Origin of the sequence: Actinopolymorpha alba DSM 45243 (assembly GCF_000373925.1) — a bacterium.
Taxonomy (GTDB): Bacteria; Actinomycetota; Actinomycetes; order Propionibacteriales; family Actinopolymorphaceae; genus Actinopolymorpha; species Actinopolymorpha alba.
This window is the reverse complement of the sequence record NZ_KB892742.1, coordinates 80602-102037: the sequence shown is the minus strand read 5'-3', so window position 1 is coordinate 102037 and position 21436 is coordinate 80602. Positions and strand designations below refer to the sequence as shown.

21 protein-coding genes, 1 tRNA gene and 1 other RNA gene are annotated in these 21436 nt (G+C 69.5%); 11 read left to right on the top strand and 12 right to left on the bottom strand.

What is annotated here, in order from left to right; genetic code table 11:
• Positions 1-51: 51 nt before the first annotated feature.
• From B141_RS0109455 to B141_RS0109440, 4 genes are all read left to right on the top strand, one after another.
• Positions 52-1455, top strand: a complete 1404-nt coding sequence (locus B141_RS0109455; protein WP_169512917.1) for an RNA-guided endonuclease InsQ/TnpB family protein — start codon at positions 52-54, stop codon at positions 1453-1455.
• Positions 1456-1595: 140 nt separating this feature from the next.
• A complete protein-coding gene (locus B141_RS0109450) occupies positions 1596-2507 on the top strand; it encodes a decaprenyl-phosphate phosphoribosyltransferase (protein WP_040420814.1) in 912 nt (303 codons plus the stop codon).
• Positions 2497-3882 carry a decaprenylphosphoryl-beta-D-ribose oxidase gene (locus tag B141_RS0109445; RefSeq protein ID WP_020574914.1) on the top strand — a complete coding sequence of 462 codons (1386 nt, stop codon included), beginning with the start codon at positions 2497-2499 and terminating at the stop codon, positions 3880-3882. Before B141_RS0109450 ends, B141_RS0109445 begins: the two co-directional genes overlap by 11 nt.
• Positions 3883-3920: 38 nt before the next feature.
• The gene (locus B141_RS0109440; protein WP_020574913.1) at positions 3921-4679 is read left to right on the top strand and encodes a decaprenylphospho-beta-D-erythro-pentofuranosid-2-ulose 2-reductase; all 759 of its coding nucleotides are present in this window, start codon (positions 3921-3923) and stop codon (positions 4677-4679) included.
• 130 nt (positions 4680-4809) lie between these two features.
• Here B141_RS0109440 and B141_RS39790 read toward each other — a convergent pair whose 3' ends face one another.
• From B141_RS39790 to B141_RS0109425, 3 genes are read right to left on the bottom strand one after another with little or no spacing between them, the layout of a single operon-like run.
• Positions 4810-5547 carry a DUF5063 domain-containing protein gene (locus B141_RS39790; RefSeq protein WP_020574912.1) on the bottom strand — a complete coding sequence of 246 codons (738 nt, stop codon included), beginning with the start codon at positions 5545-5547 and terminating at the stop codon, positions 4810-4812.
• Entirely contained in the window at positions 5540-6139 is a 600-nt protein-coding gene (gene recR, locus B141_RS0109430) for a recombination mediator RecR (protein ID WP_020574911.1), read from the bottom strand. Before recR ends, B141_RS39790 begins: the two co-directional genes overlap by 8 nt.
• Before the next feature lie 37 nt (positions 6140-6176).
• Positions 6177-6521 carry a YbaB/EbfC family nucleoid-associated protein gene (locus B141_RS0109425; protein WP_237742659.1) on the bottom strand — a complete coding sequence of 115 codons (345 nt, stop codon included), beginning with the start codon at positions 6519-6521 and terminating at the stop codon, positions 6177-6179.
• Positions 6522-7044: 523 nt separating this feature from the next.
• Between B141_RS0109425 and B141_RS0109420 the strand changes: the two genes are divergently transcribed.
• Entirely contained in the window at positions 7045-7488 is a 444-nt protein-coding gene (locus tag B141_RS0109420; protein WP_063828583.1) for a hypothetical protein, read from the top strand.
• A 46-nt stretch (positions 7489-7534) separates the two neighbouring features.
• Here B141_RS0109420 and B141_RS39785 read toward each other — a convergent pair whose 3' ends face one another.
• Positions 7535-8806, bottom strand: a complete 1272-nt coding sequence (locus B141_RS39785) for an MFS transporter (RefSeq protein WP_020574908.1) — start codon at positions 8804-8806, stop codon at positions 7535-7537.
• A 188-nt stretch (positions 8807-8994) separates the two neighbouring features.
• On the opposite strand from B141_RS39785, the gene B141_RS0109410 reads away from it, so the two are divergent.
• A complete protein-coding gene (locus B141_RS0109410; protein WP_020574907.1) occupies positions 8995-11004 on the top strand; it encodes an alpha-L-fucosidase in 2010 nt (669 codons plus the stop codon).
• 53 nt (positions 11005-11057) lie between these two features.
• Here B141_RS0109410 and B141_RS0109405 read toward each other — a convergent pair whose 3' ends face one another.
• Together B141_RS0109405 and ffs are read right to left on the bottom strand one after the other, a co-directional pair.
• The gene (locus B141_RS0109405; RefSeq protein ID WP_020574906.1) at positions 11058-13562 is read right to left on the bottom strand and encodes a DNA polymerase III subunit gamma and tau; all 2505 of its coding nucleotides are present in this window, start codon (positions 13560-13562) and stop codon (positions 11058-11060) included.
• Positions 13563-13652: 90 nt separating this feature from the next.
• Positions 13653-13749: signal recognition particle sRNA small type (gene ffs, locus B141_RS46745), an RNA gene on the bottom strand.
• 129 nt (positions 13750-13878) lie between these two features.
• Between ffs and B141_RS0109400 the strand changes: the two genes are divergently transcribed.
• Positions 13879-13964 (top strand) — tRNA-Ser (locus tag B141_RS0109400).
• A 229-nt stretch (positions 13965-14193) separates the two neighbouring features.
• Here the strand turns inward: B141_RS0109400 and B141_RS0109395 are convergent.
• Complete coding sequence (locus tag B141_RS0109395) at positions 14194-15111, bottom strand: NADP-dependent oxidoreductase (protein WP_020574905.1); 918 nt, start codon at positions 15109-15111, stop codon at positions 14194-14196.
• Positions 15112-15233: 122 nt separating this feature from the next.
• Between B141_RS0109395 and B141_RS0109390 the strand changes: the two genes are divergently transcribed.
• Positions 15234-15674 (top strand): winged helix-turn-helix transcriptional regulator, encoded by a 441-nt coding sequence (locus B141_RS0109390; protein ID WP_026257050.1) that lies wholly within the window; start codon positions 15234-15236, stop codon positions 15672-15674.
• A gap of 61 nt (positions 15675-15735) precedes the next feature.
• Complete coding sequence (locus B141_RS0109385) at positions 15736-16365, top strand: GNAT family N-acetyltransferase (RefSeq protein ID WP_020574903.1); 630 nt, start codon at positions 15736-15738, stop codon at positions 16363-16365.
• A 13-nt stretch (positions 16366-16378) separates the two neighbouring features.
• Here the strand turns inward: B141_RS0109385 and B141_RS0109380 are convergent, their stop codons facing one another.
• Entirely contained in the window at positions 16379-16960 is a 582-nt protein-coding gene (locus B141_RS0109380; protein ID WP_020574902.1) for a TetR/AcrR family transcriptional regulator, read from the bottom strand.
• Between the two features lie 92 nt (positions 16961-17052).
• On the opposite strand from B141_RS0109380, the gene B141_RS0109375 reads away from it, so the two are divergent.
• A complete protein-coding gene (locus B141_RS0109375) occupies positions 17053-17415 on the top strand; it encodes a DUF4267 domain-containing protein (protein ID WP_020574901.1) in 363 nt (120 codons plus the stop codon).
• A 21-nt stretch (positions 17416-17436) separates the two neighbouring features.
• Here the strand turns inward: B141_RS0109375 and B141_RS52725 are convergent, their stop codons facing one another.
• The 4 genes from B141_RS52725 to B141_RS0109355 form a co-directional block, all read right to left on the bottom strand.
• Complete coding sequence (locus tag B141_RS52725) at positions 17437-17793, bottom strand: GNAT family N-acetyltransferase (RefSeq protein ID WP_420313583.1); 357 nt, start codon at positions 17791-17793, stop codon at positions 17437-17439.
• A 92-nt stretch (positions 17794-17885) separates the two neighbouring features.
• On the bottom strand, positions 17886-19316 hold the full coding sequence (locus B141_RS39780) for an MFS transporter (RefSeq protein WP_272944070.1): 1431 nt from the start codon (positions 19314-19316) through the stop codon (positions 17886-17888).
• Between the two features lie 70 nt (positions 19317-19386).
• Positions 19387-20157: an isocitrate lyase/PEP mutase family protein gene (locus B141_RS0109360; RefSeq protein WP_020574898.1), complete on the bottom strand. Its 771-nt coding sequence runs from the start codon at positions 20155-20157 to the stop codon at positions 19387-19389.
• Positions 20154-20675 carry a hypothetical protein gene (locus B141_RS0109355; protein ID WP_020574897.1) on the bottom strand — a complete coding sequence of 174 codons (522 nt, stop codon included), beginning with the start codon at positions 20673-20675 and terminating at the stop codon, positions 20154-20156. Before B141_RS0109355 ends, B141_RS0109360 begins: the two co-directional genes overlap by 4 nt.
• A gap of 64 nt (positions 20676-20739) precedes the next feature.
• Here B141_RS0109355 and B141_RS0109350 point away from each other — a divergent pair, with 64 nt between their 5' ends.
• Positions 20740-21423, top strand: coding sequence for an ArsR/SmtB family transcription factor (locus tag B141_RS0109350; protein ID WP_020574896.1), 684 nt, complete (start codon positions 20740-20742; stop codon positions 21421-21423).
• Positions 21424-21436 lie beyond the last annotated feature (13 nt).

Below are 21436 nucleotides of genomic sequence, written 5' to 3'. Positions count from 1 at the left end.
GCTAGGCTGCGTCATCCAATGTTGTCGGTGCCCGGTGAAATGCTGGGCATCGTGATCTTGTCGAGGGAGCGTGCGCCGCGGTATGGCCTTGGCCGTCTGGTGGTCGACGGCCTGGACGCAGCTGTGTGTCGGAAGGCGAGGTTCGCTTTCGACCCTTCGCCTGGGCAGGAGCGGGGGTTGTTGGCGCTGCTGGCCGCGTGTTGTGAGGTGTACAACGCTGGGTTGCAGGAACGCCGTGAGGCCTGGCGACGCGCCAACAAGAGCGTGTCGCTGTTCGATCAGTTCACCCAGATCAAAGGGTTGCGTGGGCTGCGCGATGACGTGCTCGCGTGGGGGATCCAGCGATCCGTGGGGCGTTGCGGCGGTTGGATGCAGGCGTTCGCCGGCTTCTACCGCCGTGTCAAAGCCGGTCGCGCGCCAGGCTATCCGCGGTTCAGGTCCCGCCGGAGGTTCCACACCGCCAGCTGGGACGAACCCACATCCTGGAAGGTCAACATCGATCGCCGCCTGCTACGCATTCAGGGTGTCGGCACGATCCGACTACCCAAATCCGCCGGGCGGCAACTCGCTCGCCTCGCCGACCGTGGTGGGGTTCCGGTGACATTGAGCGTGACCCGCCGCCGTGCCGGCGGCACCAGCGAGCATCCGAAGTGGGTGTGGCGGGCCAGCGTCGGATTCAAAGACGTCACACCGCTCCGCGCCGCTTCCCCTTCGGATCTGGGTAACGGGCGGGAATCGGGTGCTGGGCGGGTGGTGGGGGCCGATCGTGGTGTGGCGGTGGCGTTGGCGACCTCTGAGGGGCAGCTGCATGTGATGCCGGGTTGGATGGGCCAGGCCAGGGAGACTATCGCCGCGTTGCAGCGACGCCAGGCCCGGAAGGTGAAGTTTTCGCGGTCCTGGCGTGCGCTGGCGAGAAGGATCGCTCGGGAGTACCGCAAGGTCGCCCAGCGCACCGACAACTGGGCCCGCGAGACCGCCCGGCAGCTGGTCGCACAGGCTGAGGTTGTGGCGTTGGAGAACCTTGACCTGGCGTCGATGACTCGTTCGGCGAAGGGAACGATCGACAACCCGGGCCGCAACGTGGCCGCGAAGTCCGGGTTGAACCGCGCGTTGCAGGATGTGGCGCTGGGACGGCTGGCGACATGGGTGTGCGTCAAAGCGGAAGAAGCTGGACGCCGCGCCTGGCTGGTCGACCTCGCGCACACCTCCCAGCGATGCGCCCGCTGCGGCCACATCGACCCGAACAACCGGCCTGCCCGTGACGTGTTCGTGTGCCAGCGCTGCGGGCATACCGCGCATGCGGACCTCAACGCCGCAGCCAACATCGCCGACCGAGGCCGAGCCTGCGAAACCGCCTGGCACCAAGCTGGCTCACCACCGCTACCACGACCTAGCCCACGTCTACGGCGACGAAGGCGAACCGAAACAGCGCGACCCCGGCTGGCGCCCGCTTGAACCGATACAGCACGACCGGGGCCGGGTCGGCTCCGAGGCCACCATCTGGTGGTCGAACGCAGGAATGACCAAGCCACTCCGGCACAGACCCTTAGGATGCGACGACGCTGAGGCCGCGGCGACCGGGAGGAGTTCGCGACGTGACGACCACCGCAACGAGGCCAGCGACGGCGCACCGGCCAGCCATGGCGCGGGCGGTCGGACTCGTGCGGACCTGCCGTCCCCGGCAGTGGATCAAGAACGTCCTCGTCCTCGCCGCGCCCGCCTCGGCCGGAGTGCTCACGCAGGGTGCCGCGGTCCTCGACGTCACGTTGGCATTTGTGGCGTTCTGCCTGGCTGCCAGCGGCACCTACCTCATCAATGACGCCCGCGACGCCGCGGCCGACCGGGCGCATCCGCGCAAGAAGCACCGCCCGGTGGCGGCCGGGGTCGTGCCCGTGCCGCTCGCCTACGCGTGGGGCGTGGCCGGTCTGCTCGCCAGCGTCGCCCTGTCGTTCCTCACCGGCAGCGGATACCTCGCCGTCGTGATCGCGGCGTACGTCCTCCTCACGACCGCCTACTCTCTGTGGCTTAAACACGTCGCGATCCTCGACCTGGTGAGCGTGGCCGGCGGCTTCGTCCTGCGGGCCGTCGCCGGCGCCGCCGCGGTTGGCGTGTCTGTGTCGAGCTGGTTCCTCATCGTGGCGACGCTGGGGTCGTTGTTCGTGGTCGCCGGCAAGCGGGAGGCGGAGCTTCGCAATGGCGAGCGGGGTGACTCCCGGGCCACCCTGCGGCTCTACACCCGGGAGTTCCTGTCCTACGTCCGGGCGACCACCTCGGGCGCGCTCCTCGTGTCGTACTGCCTGTGGGCGTTCGAGCTGCACGAGGGGCTGTCGCGGCTGGCGTTCGGCCTGTCCATCGTGCCGTTCGCGGTGGGCATCCTCCGCTATGCCATGCTCATCGACGCGGGCGCCGGCGAGGCGCCGGAGGAGATCGTCGTCAAGGACCGGATGCTGCTGATGTCAGGGCTGCTGCTCGCCTGCTGCCTCACGGTGGGCGTGTATGTCGTCTGAACGCCGGGACGGCGACACTCCCGACGCTGCCACCGTCATGCTGTCCGGGTGGGGCCGCACCGCCCCGACCGCGGCGCGGGTTGCCAAACCCCGGTCGACCGAGGACGTCGCGGCCCTGCTCGCCGACCCGCCGCCGCGCGGTGTCATCGCACGTGGACTCGGCCGGTCGTACGGCGACGCCGCACAGGACGCCGGCGGGCTCGTCCTCGACTGCACCGCCCTGGCCCCGAACCTCCGCGTCGATCCCCAGCTCGGCACCGTCACCGCGTCCGCCGGCGTCAGCCTCGACCGGCTGATGCGCGACCTGCTGCCGCTCGGGTGGTTCGTCCCGGTCACGCCCGGAACCCGCCAGGTGACGGTCGGGGGCGCGATCGCCGCCGACGTCCACGGCAAGAACCACCACGTCGACGGCTCCTTCGGGGCGGCGCTCCACTCGTTCACGCTCGCGCTGCCCGGCGGCGACGTCAGGGACGTCTCGCCCGAGACCGACCCGGAGCTCTTCTGGGCCACCGTCGGAGGCATGGGGCTCACCGGGGTCGTGACCGAGGCGACATTCCGGTGCGTTCCCGTCGAGACGTCACGGATCCGGGTCGACACCGAACGCGCCGCCAACCTCGACGAGGCGCTGGCGATCATGGCGTCGACCGACGACCGCTACCAGTACACCGTCGCCTGGATCGACCTGCTCGCTCGTGGCCCGGCGATGGGGCGGAGCGTGCTCACCCGGGGCCACCACGCGCGGATCCACGAGCTTCCGGCCCGCGGGCGGCGGGACCCGTTGGCGTTCGACCCGAGGCCGCGGCTGTCCGCCCCGCCCTGGGCGCCGCCGGGGCTACTCAACCCGCTGACGGTCCGGGCGTTCAACGAACTCTGGTACCGCAAGGCGCCGCGCGAACGCCGGGGCGAGATCCAGTCGCTGGCGGCGTTCTTCCACCCCCTCGACGGGGTTACTGGATGGAACCGCCTGTACGGCGGGCGCGGGTTCGTGCAGTACCAGTTCGTCGTGCCGTTCGGCGCCGAGGACGCGCTGCGCTCGGTGGTGCGGGACCTCTCGAGCGCGGGAGTCGCGTCGTTCCTCGCGGTGCTGAAGAGGTTCGGTGCGGGCAACCCGGCCCCGCTGTCGTTTCCCGCGCCCGGATGGACCCTCGCGCTCGACATTCCCGTCGGTGACCGGCGGCTTGCGGGGATGCTGCGCGACTTCGACGAGCGAGTCGCGGCGGCGGGTGGGCGGGTCTATCTCGCGAAGGATGCGACACTGCGACCGGACCTGCTCCCCCAGATGTACCCCCGGCTCGCCGACTGGCGGGCAGTGCGGTCCCGGGTCGATCCCGACGGCGTACTCCGGTCAGACCTGGCCCGCCGGCTCGACCTTTGACCCCGATCCTCCGACGTACCCCGCGAGAAGGAGCCGCTGTGAAGAACGCCGTCGGCGCCGTGTCGTCCGTCCTCCTGCTGGGCGGGCGCAGCGAGATCGGCCTCGCGATCCTGCGCCGGCTCGTCGACGGCGGTGCCCGGTCGGTGGTGCTCGCCGTCCGGGGTGGCAAGGCCGACGACGAGACCGTACGCGGACTCGAGCAGGCCGGGGCTACCGTCCACACAACCGACTTCGACATCAGCGCGCCGGCCACGCACGAGGCGTTCCTCGCCGGCGTGGTCGAGCAGGTGGGCGACCTCGACGTGGTGATCGACGCGGTCGGGGTGCTCGGCTCGACGCCCGAGTACGAGCGGTCGCCGGTGACAGCGGCCGAGTCGGCCGTTACCAACTTCGCCGGCCACGTCTCGATCGGGCTCGCGGTCGCCGAGATCCTTCGCCAGCAGGGACACGGCACCCTCATCGTACTGTCGTCCGTGGCGGGGGTGCGGGTCCGCAAGGCCAACTACGTGTACGGCGCAGCCAAGGCCGGACTCGACGGCTTCGCCCAGGGGCTCGGTGACGCGCTCGCCGGGTCGGGCGCGAAGGTCATGGTGGTGCGGCCCGGGTTCGTGCGTACGCAGATGACTGCCGGGATGCCCGACGGGCCGTTCGCCACCGGACCTGACGAAGTAGCGCGGGCGGTGACCGCCGGCCTCGCCCTCGGCCGTGAGACGGTCTGGGCTCCGGCCCAGCTCAGGCCGGTGTTCGCGGTGCTCCGGCTGCTTCCCCGCGCGATCTGGCGGCGGCTCCCGCGCTGACGCGGCCAGTCGGTGGGGGCGAACCTGATCCCCGAAGGAGCGGTGGGTGGTGCGTTCGGCGCCGGTCGGCGGCAGGTCCCCGACAACGCCGGCGGCCGCTAGCGTTCTGGCACAGGACGCTCAACGCCGCTCAGGGATGACGAACGACGTCGCCAAGGACCTCCGCCGCCGCGGCGTCCTCGGCACGCACCCGGTCGTCCGCGCCGGAGTCGAGTCGGGCGTGCGCCACCACCGAGTGCAGAGCCCGCAGGACGGCACCGGCCTCCGAACCCCAGCTCGAGAGGTAGGAGAACTGCCACCACCACAACGCTTCGTCGATCCGCCCGGCACGGTGGTGCTTGAGCCCGTGCACGAGCGCGGCCGCGATCCCGGCGAGGTCGTCGGAGAGCCGGCCGTGGAGGAGTTCGGGTTGCTGCTGGCTGTAGGGATCGAAGACCTCGGTGTAGACGTCGACATCGGCGAGTAGGTAACCCAGCCGCTCGCGCAACTCGTCGAGGTCGGGGTCTGGTCCGGTGTCAGGCTCGAAGCGCTCCACGGGCACGACGTCGGTGATCGCGCCGAGCCGGCCACCGGCCAGCATCAACTGGCTCACCTCGAGCAGGAGCATCGGAACGGCGGTCGCGTGATTCTCCGCCCGCGCGATCTCGCGCAGCGCGATGAGAAAGCTCTCGACCTGGTCAGCGATCTCCTGAGCGAAATCCTCGACATCACTAGCTGGCACGTGTTCGACCCCCGTGTCTTCGTGAAGAGCTTCATCCGCTCCGTCGGCGACACCGCTCACCGGCCGGTCCGCCGACCCATCCCCGGATGCGGCTGGGACATCGGCACCAAGCCGCGCCTGGGCGGGGTGGTCGCTGCTTTCAGGCATCGAGCAGCCTCCTTCCTTCGAACGCACGGCCCAGCGTGACCTCATCGGCGTACTCCAGATCGCCGCCTACCGGCAGTCCACTCGCGAGCCTCGTGACGCGCAAGCCCAGCGGGCTCAGCATGCGGGCCAGGTAGGTGGCCGTTGCCTCGCCTTCGAGGTTGGGATCGGTCGCCAGGATGACCTCCTGCACGGCTCCGTCGGCGAGCCGTTCCATGAGCTCACGCACCCGAAGGTCATCGGGGCCGATCCCTTCGATGGGGCTGATCGCACCGCCGAGTACGTGATAACGGCCGCGGAACTCCCGGGTGCGCTCGATCGCCACGACGTCCTTCGGCTCCTCGACGACGCAGAGCACGGACGGGTCCCGGCGGGTGTCGCGGCAGATGCGGCAGCGCTCCTCCTCCGCGACGTTGCCGCATACCTCGCAGAACCGCATCTTTTCCTTGACCTGCAACAGCACCTCGGCCAGGCGGCGTACGTCGACGGGGTCAGCGGCGAGGAGATGGAACGCTATCCGCTGGGCACCCTTCGGCCCGATGCCGGGCAGGCGGCCGAGCTCGTCAATGAGGTCCTGAACGACGCCCTCGTACACAGTGCGCCTCTGCTCTCTTCACCCGCCGATGCCCGGGCTAGCTGCCCGGGAGACCCAACCCACCAGGAAGGCCGCCGAGGCCTTGGGCGAGCGGGCCAAGCTTCTGTGCCGCGAGTGCCTGCGCGTTGCCCGCCGCGTCGCGGACCGCGGCGACCACCAGGTCACCAAGGGTCTCGGTGTCGTCGGGGTCGCAGGCTTCGGGCTTGATCTCCAGGCGCTGCAGCTCGCCGACGCCGTTGACGACCGCGGTCACGAGACCACCGCCAGAGGTGCCCTTGACCTCGGCCTGGGCGAGCTCCTCCTGCGCGGACAGGAGGTTCTGCTGCATCTGCTGCGCCTGCTGAAGTAGCTGCTGCATATCGGGCGTTCCGCCAGGGAACACGATGATCTCCCTCGTCTCGGCCGCAAGCGGCTGCTCGACCGCGTCACGGGCGGGGTGACCGGCGTACGTCGAGCCTACGATGCCCCACCCCCAGCGCGCGGCCGGACCCCTGCCGCGACGGGAATCCTGACGAGTTGTTCACATGGCCCGCTGATGGGACCAGGTCCTCCAGTGCTCCGGCGTGGCGTGTGGGCCAGCGTGTGCACGTTTTGTCCACAGCTTCCCGATCGGCTGCGTTGTCCACAGCCGCGACGCGACCGCCTCGCCGGGCCCCCCGCGGCCACGAGCATGGACGGCGCCGGCCGCGAGCACGCCGGCACCCTCACCACCTTCATCCCCCTCATGACCCGTCCACTTCACCCACCTTCGTCAGCAACCTTTGGAGGAATCGATGTCAATGGCGACACCTCGCAGGGCGGCACGAATCGCGCTCACGGTCGGCCTCATGGTCGGCGCCGCATGCGTTGGAGCCAGTGCGACCAGCACACCAGCACTCGCCGCACCGGCCCCCTATCCTCCTGCTGTGACCGGCCACAGCGACCCGTGCGCGGTCGCACCCGTCCTCGACGGCTTCGCGATCTGCGTCCTGCCACGAGGGCTTGGTTCGCTCGTGACGGATTTCGAGTACGAATGGGAAGGCGTCACCCATCGGAGCAGGGTCTGGGAGACCGGACCTGACAAGGACGGCGCCTACCGCGTCGACCTCACGGTCAAGGTGATGCGGGGAGCCTCACTCACCAGCCTCGAGGCACTTCGCGACTACCTCGCCGACTACCACGAGCGCGACCCCGCCGAGTGGAAGCTGAAGGCGTTCGACAACAACGGCCGACCGGGCTACCGCACCGCCGACGAGGCCTTCTGGTGGGAGGCGCCCGGCGTCGCGGTGTCGGTGACCATCAACGGCGAGCGCTACGCCGAGCGCGACCTCGTACGCACCGCGAAGGGCCTCCGGGCCGTGCGAAGCTAGGCCGCTCTTCCTGACCCAGAGGTCGCGCGACCTCTAGCCCCAGGCGTCAGCGCGAGGCGGAGTCCTTGGCGGTCGCGTCTGATCGGCATGGCCCGTCGTCGCCTCCGGCCGCCGGCAGTGAAGCCGGCGGCTGCATGGCCGCGGTGGCCACCGGCCGCGGGGCATACCTCGTCTCGGGCATCCGCACCGCGAGCAACGGCCCGAAGACGAGGATGCCCGCGGTGGCGCCGAACGCCGCGCCGAAGGACAGGTTGTCCGCCAGCATCCCAGCCACCAGCGGGCCCACGATCGAGCCGAGGTCAGCCGACATCTGGAAGACCGCCACGACCTGGCCACCCCGGCCTCGTACGACGTCGCCGACGACCGCCCCCGGTGCGACGCCGAGGTACGCCGAGCCGACGCCGAACAATCCCATCGCGAGCAGGTACGCCGGCAACGCCGACGAGAACGTCACGAGGAGCATCGCGGCCATCGACATGAGGCCGCCGAGGATCATCGCGGGTCGGCGCCCGACGGTGTCGACGAAGCGCCCGACGGGCATGAGCAGGACCGCCTGCACCAACGAACTCACGAGGAATCCGATGCCGGTCCAGATCGCCCCGACCTTCATCCCTTCGACGACGAACAACGGCACCAGGCTGGAGCGCACCCCGAAGAGCGCCCAACCAGTGCCGAGGTTGGTGACGAGTGCGGCCCGGTAGGCGCGGTTGCCGAACGCCTCGCGGAGCGTGGTCCGCTCCTCGGCCTCTTCCTTGCCCGCGGCCCGGTCATGCAGGTTCACCTTGGCCAGGAAGACCGTGCCGATCACGCTGGCCACCGCCAGGGACGCGCCGTACACGAAGAAGGGCACCCGGGGCGACACCTCGGTGAGGACCCCGCCGACCACCGGTCCCATCAGACCGCCGGCGAGGAATCCGCCCTGGAAGAGCCCGTTGGCCCGGCCGCGGTGTTCGGCGTCGACGACCCGAAGCAGCAGCGACACCGCCGCCACCGTGAACATCGCGCTGCCGATCCCGCCCACCGCACGCAGCAGGAGAAGTTGGAGGTAGCTCTGTGCCGCTCCCGCGAGACTCGTCGAGATGGCGACGAAGAAGGTGCCCGCCGACAGCACGGTGCGTTCGCCCAGCCGGTCGACCAGCCGGCCGCCGCCGAGCGCGGACACGAACCTCATGAACGCGAACGCGGAGATCACCGCCGCGGCCGCGGTGTGGCCGACACCGAAGTCGCGAGCGAACACGGGAATGGCGGGAGCGACGACCCCGAACCCAATGGCGACTGAGAAAGCGATGGTGGCGAGGACGAAGACCTCGCGTGGCATACCGGCAAATGGATTTGAGGGTCTCCGCACGAGTGTCCATAGTCCCATACCGGTATGGACCACCTGAGTGGGGCGTCCATGACCGGCCAGGAGGGTCAGATGCCCGCCCGTTCCATCGATCATGTTCATGGCCGCCAACGACGGTGACCGCCATACGATCCGCCCGCCCACCGGCTCTGGAGGACCGCATGACCCTGCCGGCCGCCACGGAGACCCCGTACATCCCCAAGCGGCACGTCCACCTCGACTTCCACACCGGACCACACGTCCCGGACGTCGGGCGCGACTTCGATCCGGTCACCTTCGCCAAGACGTTCCAGGAGGCGGGCGTCGACAGCGTGACCGTGTTCGGGAAGTGCCACCACGGCCACCTCTATTTCGACACGGATCACCCGGCGCGCCACCCTGGTCTCTCCCCCGACCTCGACCTGTTGGGTGAGCAGATCAACGCGTTGCGCGCTGTCGGCATCAAGGCGCCGATCTACCTGAGCGTCCAGTGCGACGAGTACGCCGCGGACACCCATCCGGAGTGGATCGCGCTCCATCCCGACCTCCGCCAGGTCAAGAGGTCAGACTCGGCCCTCGAGCCGGGTTGGCAGATCCTCGACATGTCCAGCCCCTATCAGGACTACCTGGCTGACCAACTCGACCAGGTGCTTCGCCGCTACGCGCCGGTCGACGGGATCTTCCTCGACATGTGCTGGGACCAGCCCAGCGCCAGTCAGTGGGCCCTGCGAGGGATGCGGACCCGCGGCTTCGATCCCCAGGACGAGCTGGACCGGGCTCGCTATGCCCGGCTCGTCGCCCGGGAGTACATGACCCGTTACCGCGACATGATCCGCGCCGCGCAGGGTCGGAGCCAGCCGGCGAGCATCTTCTTCAACTCCCGGCCGCGGATCCTCGTCGGCGACGAAGGCCATCTGGTCACCCACCAGGAGGTCGAGGCGCTGCCCACCGGTGGCTGGGGCTACTCCTACACGCCGTACATCGCGCGCTTCGTCCGCGCCCACGGACAACCCGTCTTCGGCATGACCGGCAGGTTCCACAAGTCCTGGGGCGACAACGCCGCCCTCAAGCCGGCGGCCGCCCTGAAGTACGAATGCTGCCAGTTGCTGAGCCTCGGCATGGGTGTCAGCACGGGTGACCTCCTGCATCCGCGCGGTGCGACCAACCAGACCACCTACCAACTGATCGGTGACGTCTACCGCCACCTCGCCGCCTGCGAGCCCTTCACGGACGGCACCCGCGTCGTCAGCGAGGTCGCGCTCCTCGTCAACCCCGACCGCCGACCTGGCCACACTCCGCACCGCGAGATCGACGACAGCGCGGTCGGAGCTATCCGGACGCTGCAGCAATGCCGGCAGCAGTTCGACGTGGTGAGCCCTCAGATGGACCTGACGGCCTACCGGGTCGTGATCGTGCCGGAGTCCACCGTCGTCGACGAGGAGCTGCGGGGACGACTGGCTACCTACGTCGACGGTGGCGGAGGTCTGGTGCTGGTGGGGTCCTCCGCCGTCGGCGCCGACGGGGAGCCGCTGCTGCCGGAGCAGGCCATCACGGTGGAGGGTGACTCGCCGTACACCCACACGTGCGTGCGGCTGGGCGACAAGCTACGCGGGTGCACACCCGACTTCGACACCGTGGTCTACGAGCGCGGCCTCCGCATCAAGCCAGCCGGTGCCGACGTCCTCGCCCACGTCGTGGAGCCCTACTTCGAACGCACCTGGGAGCACTTCAGCGGTCACAGCTACACCCCGCCAGACCGGGTCTCCGACTATGCGGCGATCACCCAGAACGGCTCGGTCGTCACGATCGCGTTGCCGTGGTTCGAGGCGTTCGGGCGGCACGCCAACGTCCCCTACCGCGAGATCTTCGGCGCGGTCCTGGCCCGGCTGCTTCCCGACCCGCTCCTGCGGGCCGGCGGGCCTACTCACCTGGAGACCTCCGTGCAGGAAGGTCGAGATGGCACGACCGTGGTTCACCTGCTGAGCTACCTGCCGTCGCGGCAGGGAACGCTCGACCTTGTCACCGACCCGTTCCCCCTGGTGGACGTGCCGGTCGCGGTTCGCCGTGACGCCGCGCCGACGTCCGTGACCCTGCAGCCGGACGGCACGCCCCTCGACCATGCCTACCGGGACGGGTACGTCCACACCCGGGTAACAGTGCTCGACGGGCACGCCCTCCTGGTGATCACCTGAGTGATTGAGTCACCCGCCGGCGCGCTCCTGGCGCAGGTTTCCTGGACCTGCTTCTAGGGCGCGTCGGCCGGGAGTTCCTCGATGATCTCGGCACCGAACTCCCGCATGATCAGGTCGGTGTGCGAGGTCGGCGACTCGGCGAGGGCGTCGTCGGTGTCGGGGTCGACGTCTTCGTCGGGGTCGTGGGCCGGCGTACTGGGTTGGTACGCCGCGGCCGCGGCGGCCGCGCGGGCACGTGCGTTCGATGCCGGCGCGGCGCTCTGGGCCGGCGGCGGTGCGGACCGCACCGTTGCGGTGTCCTGCGGGGAAGGCGCGCTGGGTCGGCTGACCCGCGGCGCGGAGGTCGTCGTGGACGCGGCCCCAGGTGATGCCGGTGCGGGTGCGGCCGAGTTGGTCGCGTTTGACGTCGATGATGGCGGAGCACCCGCATCAGGCGGGGATGAGTTGGGCGGGCGTACCGTGCGGACGTCATCCCAGCCGCTGCTCGCCGGAGCCGCCGACCCGGCTGGGGCTGGCCCCGGATCCGGACCAGGCGGGCGCTGATCTGGTCGACCAGTGATAGCGCTGCCGCCGCTGCCTCCACCGCTGGCCGGGCTGGCCCCGGCCGGGCCGCTCGCACCGCCCCGGCCACCGGCACCACCGCTGTGGGACGAACCACCGCCGTGGGACGAACCGCCGCCCCCACCTCCGGCGCCTCCGCCGCTCTGACCTCCGCCACCGGCGGACGGATCGATGATGGGCTCGACCCGCCAGTCGACTCCCAGCACGTCGCGAAGGGCTTCGCGCAGGATCTCGTCGCTTCCGCTGCGGGCGAAGGAGTCGCGGGCCCCGGCGTTGACGAGCGCCACGGTGAGGATCCCGGCGTGGAGGTCGCTGACCTGGGCGTTCTGACTGAGCATCACCCAGGTGAACCGGCGCCGCCGTTTGACCGCGTCGAGCACGTCCGGCCACAGCCGGCGTACGTCCGCAAGACCCATGCCGCCCGGCTCGGTCGAGGACGCCGGCGTTGCCTGTGCGGGCGAGGGGCCGGAGGGCTCGGCGGCGGGATGCGGCCGGGGTGGCGGCGCCGCGGCCGGGGTGGTGTCGCGCGGCGCGGGTGTGTGGCCGGGCGCAGAGGTGTCCCATGAACTCCGCGAACGCTCGACGGCCGACGGTGTGCCAGCCGGCGCGTCGGCGTCCTCCCCCGAGCCCGGCGACGGGGCCGACGATGGCGCAGGTGAAGGGGCCGGCGATGGCGTAGGTAAAGGAGCTGGCGCACTGGGCGCCGCTGGAGGTGTCGGCCGCTCCGGCATCGGGGGCGGCGGGGCCGAAGCCTGGCCTGGTGACCGCGGTGCGACCGGGGTGCTGGCGGGTGCAGGCTCTCCGGCGGCTGCCACGCCGCCGCTGCCGGCGATGGAGAGCCGGCGCTCGAGCCGGTCCAGCCGGGCGTGCAGGCCGTGCTCGGACTCGTCGACGCCGGGAAGCATGACCCGGGCACAGATGAGTTCCAGGTGCAGCCGCGGCGCGGTCGCGCCCCGCATCTCGGTGAGTCCGGCGTTCACGATGTCAGCGGCGCGGGTGAGCTCGGCCGTCCCGAACCGCGCGGCCTGCCCCGAAAGCCGCTCCGCCTGATCGGGTGGACCTTCGAGCAATCCGCGCGACGCGGCGTCTGGCACGGCCGACATGATCACGAGGTCCCGGAGCCGGCGTAGCAGGTCTTCGGCGAAGCGACGCGGATCCTGCCCCGACTCGATCACCTTGTCGACGACCGCGAACACACTTCCACCGTCGCCGGCCGCGAACGCGTCGATGACCTCGTCGAGCAGGGCGTCGTGGGTGTACCCGAGCAGGTCCACCGCACGTGCATAGGTCACCCCGTCGTCACCGGAACCACCCATCAGCTGGTCGAGGACCGAGAGGGTGTCACGGACCGACCCGCCACCCGCACGGACGACGAGCGGCAGCGCCGCCGGATCGACCGGGACGCCTTCCCGCTCGCAGAGCTGCGCGAGGTAGTCCTGCAGGATCTTCGGCGGCACCAGCCGGAACGGGTAGTGGTGGGTGCGCGAACGAATCGTGCCGATGACCTTGTCAGGCTCGGTTGTCGCGAAGATGAACTTCAGGTGCTCGGGTGGCTCCTCGACGAGCTTGAGCAGGGCGTTGAATCCCTGCGTGGTCACCATGTGCGCCTCGTCGACGATGTAGATCTTGTAGCGCGCGTAGACCGGAGCGAAGAACGCCCGCTCGCGCAGGTCGCGCGCGTCGTCGACGCCACCGTGGCTGGCCGCATCGATCTCGATCACGTCGATGCTGCCGGGTCCACCGCGGGCCAGGTCAAGGCAGCTCTGGCAGGTGCCGCACGGCTCTGGCGTCGGGCCCTTCTCGCAATTGAGACAGCGGGCGAGGATCCGGGCGCTCGTCGTTTTGCCGCAACCGCGCGGACCGGAGAAGAGGTACGCGTGGTGCACGCGGTTGTTACGCAGCGCCTGCTGCAACGGCTCGGTGACATGAGACTGACCGATCACCTCGGCGTAGGTCTCCGGCCGGTATCGACGGTAAAGAGCGAGCGGCGCTTCCACGATAGGGAACCCTAGCCCGCCCCACCGACGAACGGGCAGCCCGCGGGCGGGTCCTGCCCAGATCGCGCGAAAGCGACAATGGCGAGGAGACGAAAGGACTCCCCGCGCACCCGGTAGAGCTTGCTTACCCTTGCTGCCTTCCGGCCCTGGGGGGGTTGGGCAAGATGCCGCCGCGCGGGGAGCCGCGGAGCAGTCTACGCGAGGCCGCCGCGTGGTGTGGGCCCGGCAGCCGGTGAGTCCGTGTCCGCGCTTCTACCTCGGCCACGTACCAGGGGCGGTTCGTCGTACGCGGCGGCGAACGGGTACTCTCTCGCGCGGAGGATTCGCCTAGTTGGCCTAGGGCGCACGCTTGGAAAGCGTGTTGAGGGAAACCTCTCAGGGGTTCGAATCCCCTATCCTCCGCAGCGCCTGACCAGGCGAAACGCGGGACCGGTAGCTACCAGCCACCGGTCCCGCGTGCGGTCTGGCCCCAATCGCCGTCTCATGTGGGACGAACTGCCGAGGTCCATTCAGGCAGCACCGACTGGTTCGCGATTGTTGTGTTGGCGAGTTCTTACCCCGGGGAGGCGCTTGACCTGGGCCAGGCCCTTGGGCCGGTGAGGGCGCGCGAGCACCTGGGGAACCGAGTTGGTCAGGGCGTGAGCACGTAGCGACCGCGTACTCCACCCTTGGCCACGGTTCGGTGGGCGTCGGCAACCTGGTCCAGCGACACGACCGCGTGCACCCGGGCTGGCAGCTCGCCGGACGCGGTGCGGTCGAGCAGGTCGCCGAGTCGAGGGCCGTCGGGGTGCGCTACCACGGTGGCTACGGTGATCCTCCGCTCCGCGGCCGGCGCGGCGTTCGGCCGGACGCCGACGAAGGCCCCACCGTCGCGGACCAGGGCGAGACCCCGTTCCTGCAACGCCGCGCCGTCGGCGACCGCGTCCCATCCCGGCTCTGCGTGCGTGGTGAAGTCGGCACCGAGGCCGCGGACGAACTCCTCGTCCGCGGCTCGGGCCAGGCCGGTCACCTCCCAGCCGCGCTCCTGCCCGAGCGAGACGACGTACCCACCAACCGCGCCGGCCGCTCCGGTCACCAGCAGCCGGTTGCCGTCGGCCCGCGGGTCGCCGAGCAGGTCGACGATCTGGGCAGCGGCCAGCCCGTTGAGCGGTACCGTCGACGCCGCTATCAGGTCCAGCCCGTCGGGCACGACAGCGAGGTCGGAGGCCGACGCGACGAGTTGCTCGGCGTAGGTGCCGAAGTCGCGGTCGAAGCCGACCACCAGGCCGGCGACCCGGGTGCCGACGGGCAAGTCCACGCCGGGGCCAGTGGCGACGACGGTGCCGGCGAAGTCCCAGCCCAAGCCGGTGTGTTCGGGCTGGTTGATCAGGCCCAGGGCGTGGAAGAAGCCGCCCGCGACCCCGAGATCGACAGGATTGACCGGCGCGGCGGCGATCTCGACCCGGACCTCGCCGGGCCCGGGCTCCACGACGGGAACGTCGATGATCTCGATCGAGTCGGGTTCGCCCGGTGCACGGACGACGGCGGTGCGGAAGGTGGAGGTGCTCATGGTTTCGCTCCTCATGGCCTGTGTTCGATGGTTGTGCTACATCACGATGGTTGGGTTACTCTCCAACGGGAAGTAGGCACTTCGAAGTGCGTAGGTCACCCGCCGGTAGGGAGGAGCGGTCGATGCCAACAATGACGGCGGCCCAGAAGAGGTCACAGGTGAAGGCGGACTACGACGCGTTCCTGGCGGGTTGCCCCAGCCGCCAGCTGCTCGACCGGATCTCCGACAAGTGGGTCGCGCTGATCCTGGCCGCACTCGGTAGCGACGGACCCCACCCCGCAGGCGACTGCACCGGCGAGCCGCAGTCGATGCGCTACTCCGAGCTGTCCCGCCGGCTGGCCGGGGTCAGCCAGAAGATGCTCACCCAGACCCTGCGCTCTCTCGAACGCGACGGCCTGGTCACCCGCACCGTGACGCCGACCGTGCCGGTCACCGTCACCTACGAGCTGACCGACCTCGGCCTCTCACTCCACCACCTGATGCGCGCCATCAAGGAGTGGGCCGAGGCGCACATGGACGAGGTGCTCGGCAATCGCGAGGAGTACGACACCCGTTCCACCTGAACGCGCCACGATCACGGCCGCGGTCGAAGGTCCCGTCCCAGGCGCCGCTACCGTGCGATCCGTGACTGAGAACGACGAAGCCCAGGTCGCGGGGCAGGCTGACTCGACCATCGAGGCTTTCCTGGCCGACCGACAGGATGGTTCGAGCAGGGTGACCCTGCGCCCGCTCACCAGCCGTGATCAGAGCGAGTTTCTGGAGCTGGTGGACGCCAGCATCGACCTGCACCACCCGTGGATGTCCTTGCCCTCCACTCCAGAGGCGTTCCAGGCCTATCTCACGCGGTATGAGCAGCCCAACGAAGAGGCGTTGCTGATCTGCGTGCGGAGCACAGGAGCCATCGCCGGCATGGTCAACATCAACAACATCATCCGCGGACGCTTCCAATGTGGCTCTGTCGGCTACGCTGCCTTCGCCCCCACCGCGGGCCAGGGCTACATGACCGAAGGACTCGAACTGGTGGTACGCCATGCCTTCGAGCGGTTGCGCCTCCACCGGTTGGAAGCCCAGATCCAGCCTGACAACCAGGCGTCCCTCAGGCTGATCCGGCGAGTCGGCTTCCGCCACGAGGGCTACTCGCCGGAGCTTCTGTTCATCGACGGTGCCTGGCGAGACCACGAACGCTGGGCGATCACCAGCTCCATGATCGACATCGCCCCCACAGATCCTCACCCGACCCTGCCCGAACGCTGAGCGCCGCCCGGTCCTAGCCCGTTGGCCCCGCGAAGCGTCGAAGGAGCAGCGCCAGCCGCTGCTCATGCTGTTCGCGCGGGAGCCGCCCGCCGCGCATGAGCGTCACGAGCCCGTGCAGCCCGCTCCACAGCACCTCGGCGAGGACATCCTCGTTGTCGTTTCCGGCGATGGGTCGCAGCACTTGGCGCAGCTCGTCGAAGCCGGCGTGCAGGGCGGCCGGCGCCTCGGGTGTGGCGAACGGCAGGCTGACCGCCTGGTTGAACATCGCGTCGTAGAGCGCCGGCCGCCGCTCGGCGAACATGGCGTACGCGGCGGCGACGTCGGCGAGGGCCTGCTCCGGATCGCTCGCCGACGTACGGGCGGCCCGCATCTCGGCGGCGAGATCGGCGAACCCCTCCACCGCAACCGCCGCCATGATCGCGTCCTTGCCCTTGAAGTGGCTGTAGAGCACCGGCTGGCTGTACTCGACGCGTTCGGCCAGCCGCCGGGTCGTCACCGCCTCCCAACCCTCGGCCTCGGCGAGTTCCCTGGCCGCCCGGATGATCAACCGCTCCCGGCCGACCCGCTCGCGCTCTCGGCGCGCCTGTATCGACATGACAGCGATCCTAGCGCCGCTACATCTCCTGTCGCCCGTATGCTAGCGTCGACTCAATCTCTAGCGGCGCTAGATACTGGAGACCAAGACCCATGCTCACCACCACCGCGTACGGCCTGGCCATCGTTCTCGATCTGTTCGTCCTCTTCATCGGGGCGGGGTTCCTGCTGCGGCCAGAGGCCGCGGCCACCGGCTACGGCGTCCCGGCCAAGCCCAGCGCCTACCTGACCATCAAGGGCCTGCGCGACTTCAGCTACGGCATCCTCGGCCTGGCCCTGATCGCCTTCGTCGGAACCCAGGCGGCAGCTTGGTTCATGCTCGTCGTGGCGCTGAACCCGCTGGGCGACACCCTGATCGTGCTGCGCAACGGCGGACCCAAGGCGGTCGCCTTCGGCATCCACTTCGCCACGGCCGTCGTCGTCCTCATCAGCGCCGCCCTGCTGTTCGCCGTCTGACGTAACCCACTCATCGAGAACTCATCGAGAGGAATGCCTTCGACGTCGCTGATCGTCCCCGACTTCACGTGGCCGGCCCAACCACAATCGCTTTTCGTAGACCACCTGCGGGCCTTCGTCGTGAGGTTCACCGTCACCGAGGAATGTCCAGCCACAACGCTCATACAGCTTTCGCGCTCTGCTGTTGTCCCGAAGCACGTGTAGCCGCGCTCTCTTGTACCCGATGGCCGCGAGTGACTGCTCGGCATATCTCAGCACCGCGGCGCCGTATCCCAGTCCCCAATACGAGGGCGCGACCGCAACCAGGCTCAGATGTGCCTCGGTATTCGACATCCGGCCATCCGCCAAACGAAGTGGAGACCCGAAGCAGCAGGCCACTAGGGCGATCTCGGGCGCAACCTGACTATCCGCCACACGGAACTCAACGCCACCGAGCGACACCACGCGAGCGTACCTGGTCGGGGTAGCCCTCACGCTGCCGTGGGCTGGTCAGGGGCGGTGGTTGTTTCGGTGCTTGGTAGTTCTTTCTGTGTCCGAATGGGAGAGCAGATCAGCCATCCGCAGGCGAGGGTGGTTCCGGCGGCGGCGATGAGGAGCGCCGACTGCTCGCCGAGTCTGGCTCCGAGGAAACCTCCGGCGAGGGCGCCGAGTGGGGCCGCCCCGCTGGCGAGGACTGCGAGAGTGGCCTGGACTCGTCCTTGCATCGGCAGCGGCACGATGGCTTGGCGAAGGCTGCCTTGGTTGATGTTGTAGAGCGGTTGGCCAAATCCGTTGAGGAACATCGCGGCCATGAGCATGGCCAGCATGAGGACGTGCGGCCCAGCAGCAAGTGGCACAGCGACATTGGCCAGGCTGGTAATCAGAAGGCCGGCGATCATCGTGAAGCCGATGCCGAGCCGCCGACTCGCTGTAATGGCGAGTGCGGAACCAACGAGTGCGCCCGGACCGATCGCTGCCAGGACCAAGCCGATCTCTGTCGCATTGAGTTGAAGATGTCGAGACAGATAAAGAATCTGTAGGGCGACGAACGCTGCGTTGAACAGGTTGTACGTCGCCGCGCAGGCGGCGCTTGGGCGTAACAGGCCGTTGGCCCAGACGTACTTCAAACCCTCGATGACAGCGGTTGCGAGCTTTGGATGGTGCTGCTCCGTTGTCTTGGGGTCGTTGAGTCCGGTCCGGCGTAGCAGGACGGCGGAGAGAACGTACGAGCCGGCGTCGAGCAGGATCGCGATGGGTGCCGTGAGAGTCTGAACGACAACGCCCGCGAGACCAGGGCCAGCGATCTGCCCGACCGCGCGGGTTTGAGTGATCCGGGTGTTTGCCTCGATCAGATTGTCACGTGCGACAAGGCTGGGTAGGAACGCCACGGCTGCCATGTTGAACGCGACGCCCAGGGCTGCCGCGGCGAACGCGACGCTGATGAGCAGCGGCATCGTCAACGCGTCGGCGATGTAGATAACGGGGATCAGCACGATAAGGGCCGCCCGCGCCAGGTCGCAGCCAATGAGGAGTCGGCGTCGACGTACTCGATCCACCCAGGCTCCGGCCAGCAGTCCGAATAGCAGAAGCGGTAACTGGCCCGCCGCGGTGAGAACTCCCATTTCTTCCGCACCCGCGTGCAGCACGGTCACGGCGAGGACCGGGATAGCAATTGCCGTGATGTGGTCGCCGGCCATCGAGACCGCCTGGGCCGCCCAATACCTCCGAAAGCCTCGGTTTGACCAGATGCCTCGCGGCGCGGCAGGGCTCAGTCCAGGCACGGCCAGGACACCGCCCCAGGCGGTATGAACACAGCGAACCCGCGCACCTTGATCCTCCCGCTCGCTTGAACCGGCCCCGGGGTTAGCTCCGAACACACCCCCGTGGCGGCTTGGAGATCGCACGCTACAGAAACCCGTCATGTCCGACACGTGTCCGCCGCTCGCGGCCAAGTAACGGAGGTGCTTCGAAAAGCCGCACCGCTTCAACACCTCATGGACGCGACACCAGGCTCTGCACATCGGCGTACGTCGGCGCTCCTTCGCCCACCGGCCGGCCCGCGCGGATCCCCACCGCAACCTCCACCACCGCCCCGAGAGCAGTGCGGAACAGCAGCGACCCCAGGCTGACCCGTGCGACGCCCAGCTCACCAAGGTGGGCGACGCTCGGGCCGGAGGGGGTGTACAGGATGTTCAGCGGTACGTCGAGACGCTTCACCAGCGCCGCGATCCCTGCCGGGTCGGACAGACCTGGGACGAACACCCCATCGGCGCCAGCCCGCTGGTAGGCGTCGAGCCGCCGCCAGGTCTCGTCGGTCCCGACTCCCAGCCAGTACGTGTCGGTACGAGCGTTGACAAAGAGATCGGGAACGGCTGCCTTCACCGCTGCGATCTTCGCCGTGTGCAGGTCCACGGGAGCGAGCCTGCCGTCGGGCCGGCCGTCCTCCAGGTTGATCCCCACCGCGCCGGCGGCGGCGAGTTTCCGGGCGAGGGTCGCCACCTCTGACGGGTCGTCGCTGAAGCCGCCCTCGGCGTCCACGGACAGAAGGAACGGCCCCCTTCCGAGCCGGCGCGCGAGAAGGAGCGTCTCGGCTCTCGTCGCGGCTGCCCCGTCGGGCAGGCCGACCGCCGCGGCCACTCCCAGGCTCGTCGTTCCGATCGCTTCGAACCCCCGCGCGGCCAGGGCGGCTGCCGACGCGTGGTCCCAGGCGTTCGGGAGCAACAGCGGAGCACCCGCACGGTGCAGGGCAGAGAACCTCGTCATGGCGTCCGCGTCCCGCTGGCGTCGAGGGTGCCGATCGCGTCCGCGTAGTAGACCGACCCCGACAGGTGGAAGGCGAGCTGGCGGAACGTCCACCCCGGCCCGGGCGACTGGTCGAGTTGTTGGGGCGTCAGGGCGTTGAGGCGGTTCGTCCAGGTCCGGGCGAGTCGGGTGAGCCGGCTGCGCGCCTCGTCAAGATCAACCTGCGTGAACGGCGCGAGGTCCGCCTCAGTGGTGATCGCCGACGCGTGCCAGTGGTCTGGCTGCGGAAGCTCCCCGACGAGACGCGCCTCGAGCTCGGCGAGGTGATCGACAAGATGGTCGGCGACGCGGCGGATCGCCTTGTGCGGGGTGTAGATCCGGTCCTCGATCGGGGCTGGTACGCCGTTCCAGTTCGTCCAGGTCGCCGCGAGGGCCAGCACGTGGTCGACCATGGTCGGGACGAGCGTGGCGGGGTCACGGTCGTCTGTCGTCGGGGCATCGCGGGCAGTCTGGACGTCGTTCGGCTGCGGGTTCGTCATGCCGGCACCCTAGGAACGAAACACTTCGGCCCTCGCCGAACTATGTGGGCGGCATGATGGCGGCATGTCGCTGGTCCAGATCGCCGGGCTGCTCGCCGACCAGACCAGGGCCGCGTTCTGCCTGGCCCTGCTCGACGGTCGCGCCTGGACCGCGGGCGAACTCGCCCGGCATGCGGGCGTCTCGCAGTCCACCGCGAGTGAGCATCTGTCCCGCCTGACCGCCGGTGGCCTCCTGACAGAGGTACGCCAGGGCCGGCACCGCTATGTCCGGCTGGCCGGGCCGGCCGTGGCTGACCTGCTCGAGGATCTGGCGTCGTTCTCTCCGTCCACACCGAGCCCTCAGACCCTGCGCGAGTCGACCAGGATGAGCGCCGAGGCGCGGGCCCGAACCTGCTACGACCACCTCGCGGGCCACCTGGGTGTGGTCGTCAGCGACGCTCTGCTGAACCTCGGGCTCGTCGTCGACCGCAACGGACTCTCGGTCAGCGAACGCGGCCTGGAATGGTTCGCCGACCTGGGTGTCTCCCTGCCCGCCCGGAGGAGGTCGCGACCGGTGGTCCGCAGCTGCCTGGACTGGACGGAACGCCGTACGCACCTGGGCGGGGCCGCCGGAGCGGCGCTGTGCCGGACCGCCTTCGAACGGCAGTGGGTGGAGCGCATCGGCTCTGGGCGGGCACTCCGGATCACGCCGAGCGGAGACCGAGCGTTCCGGGAGCTCCTCGCACTCGACATCCACTCGATCATCTGATCATCGCCAAACC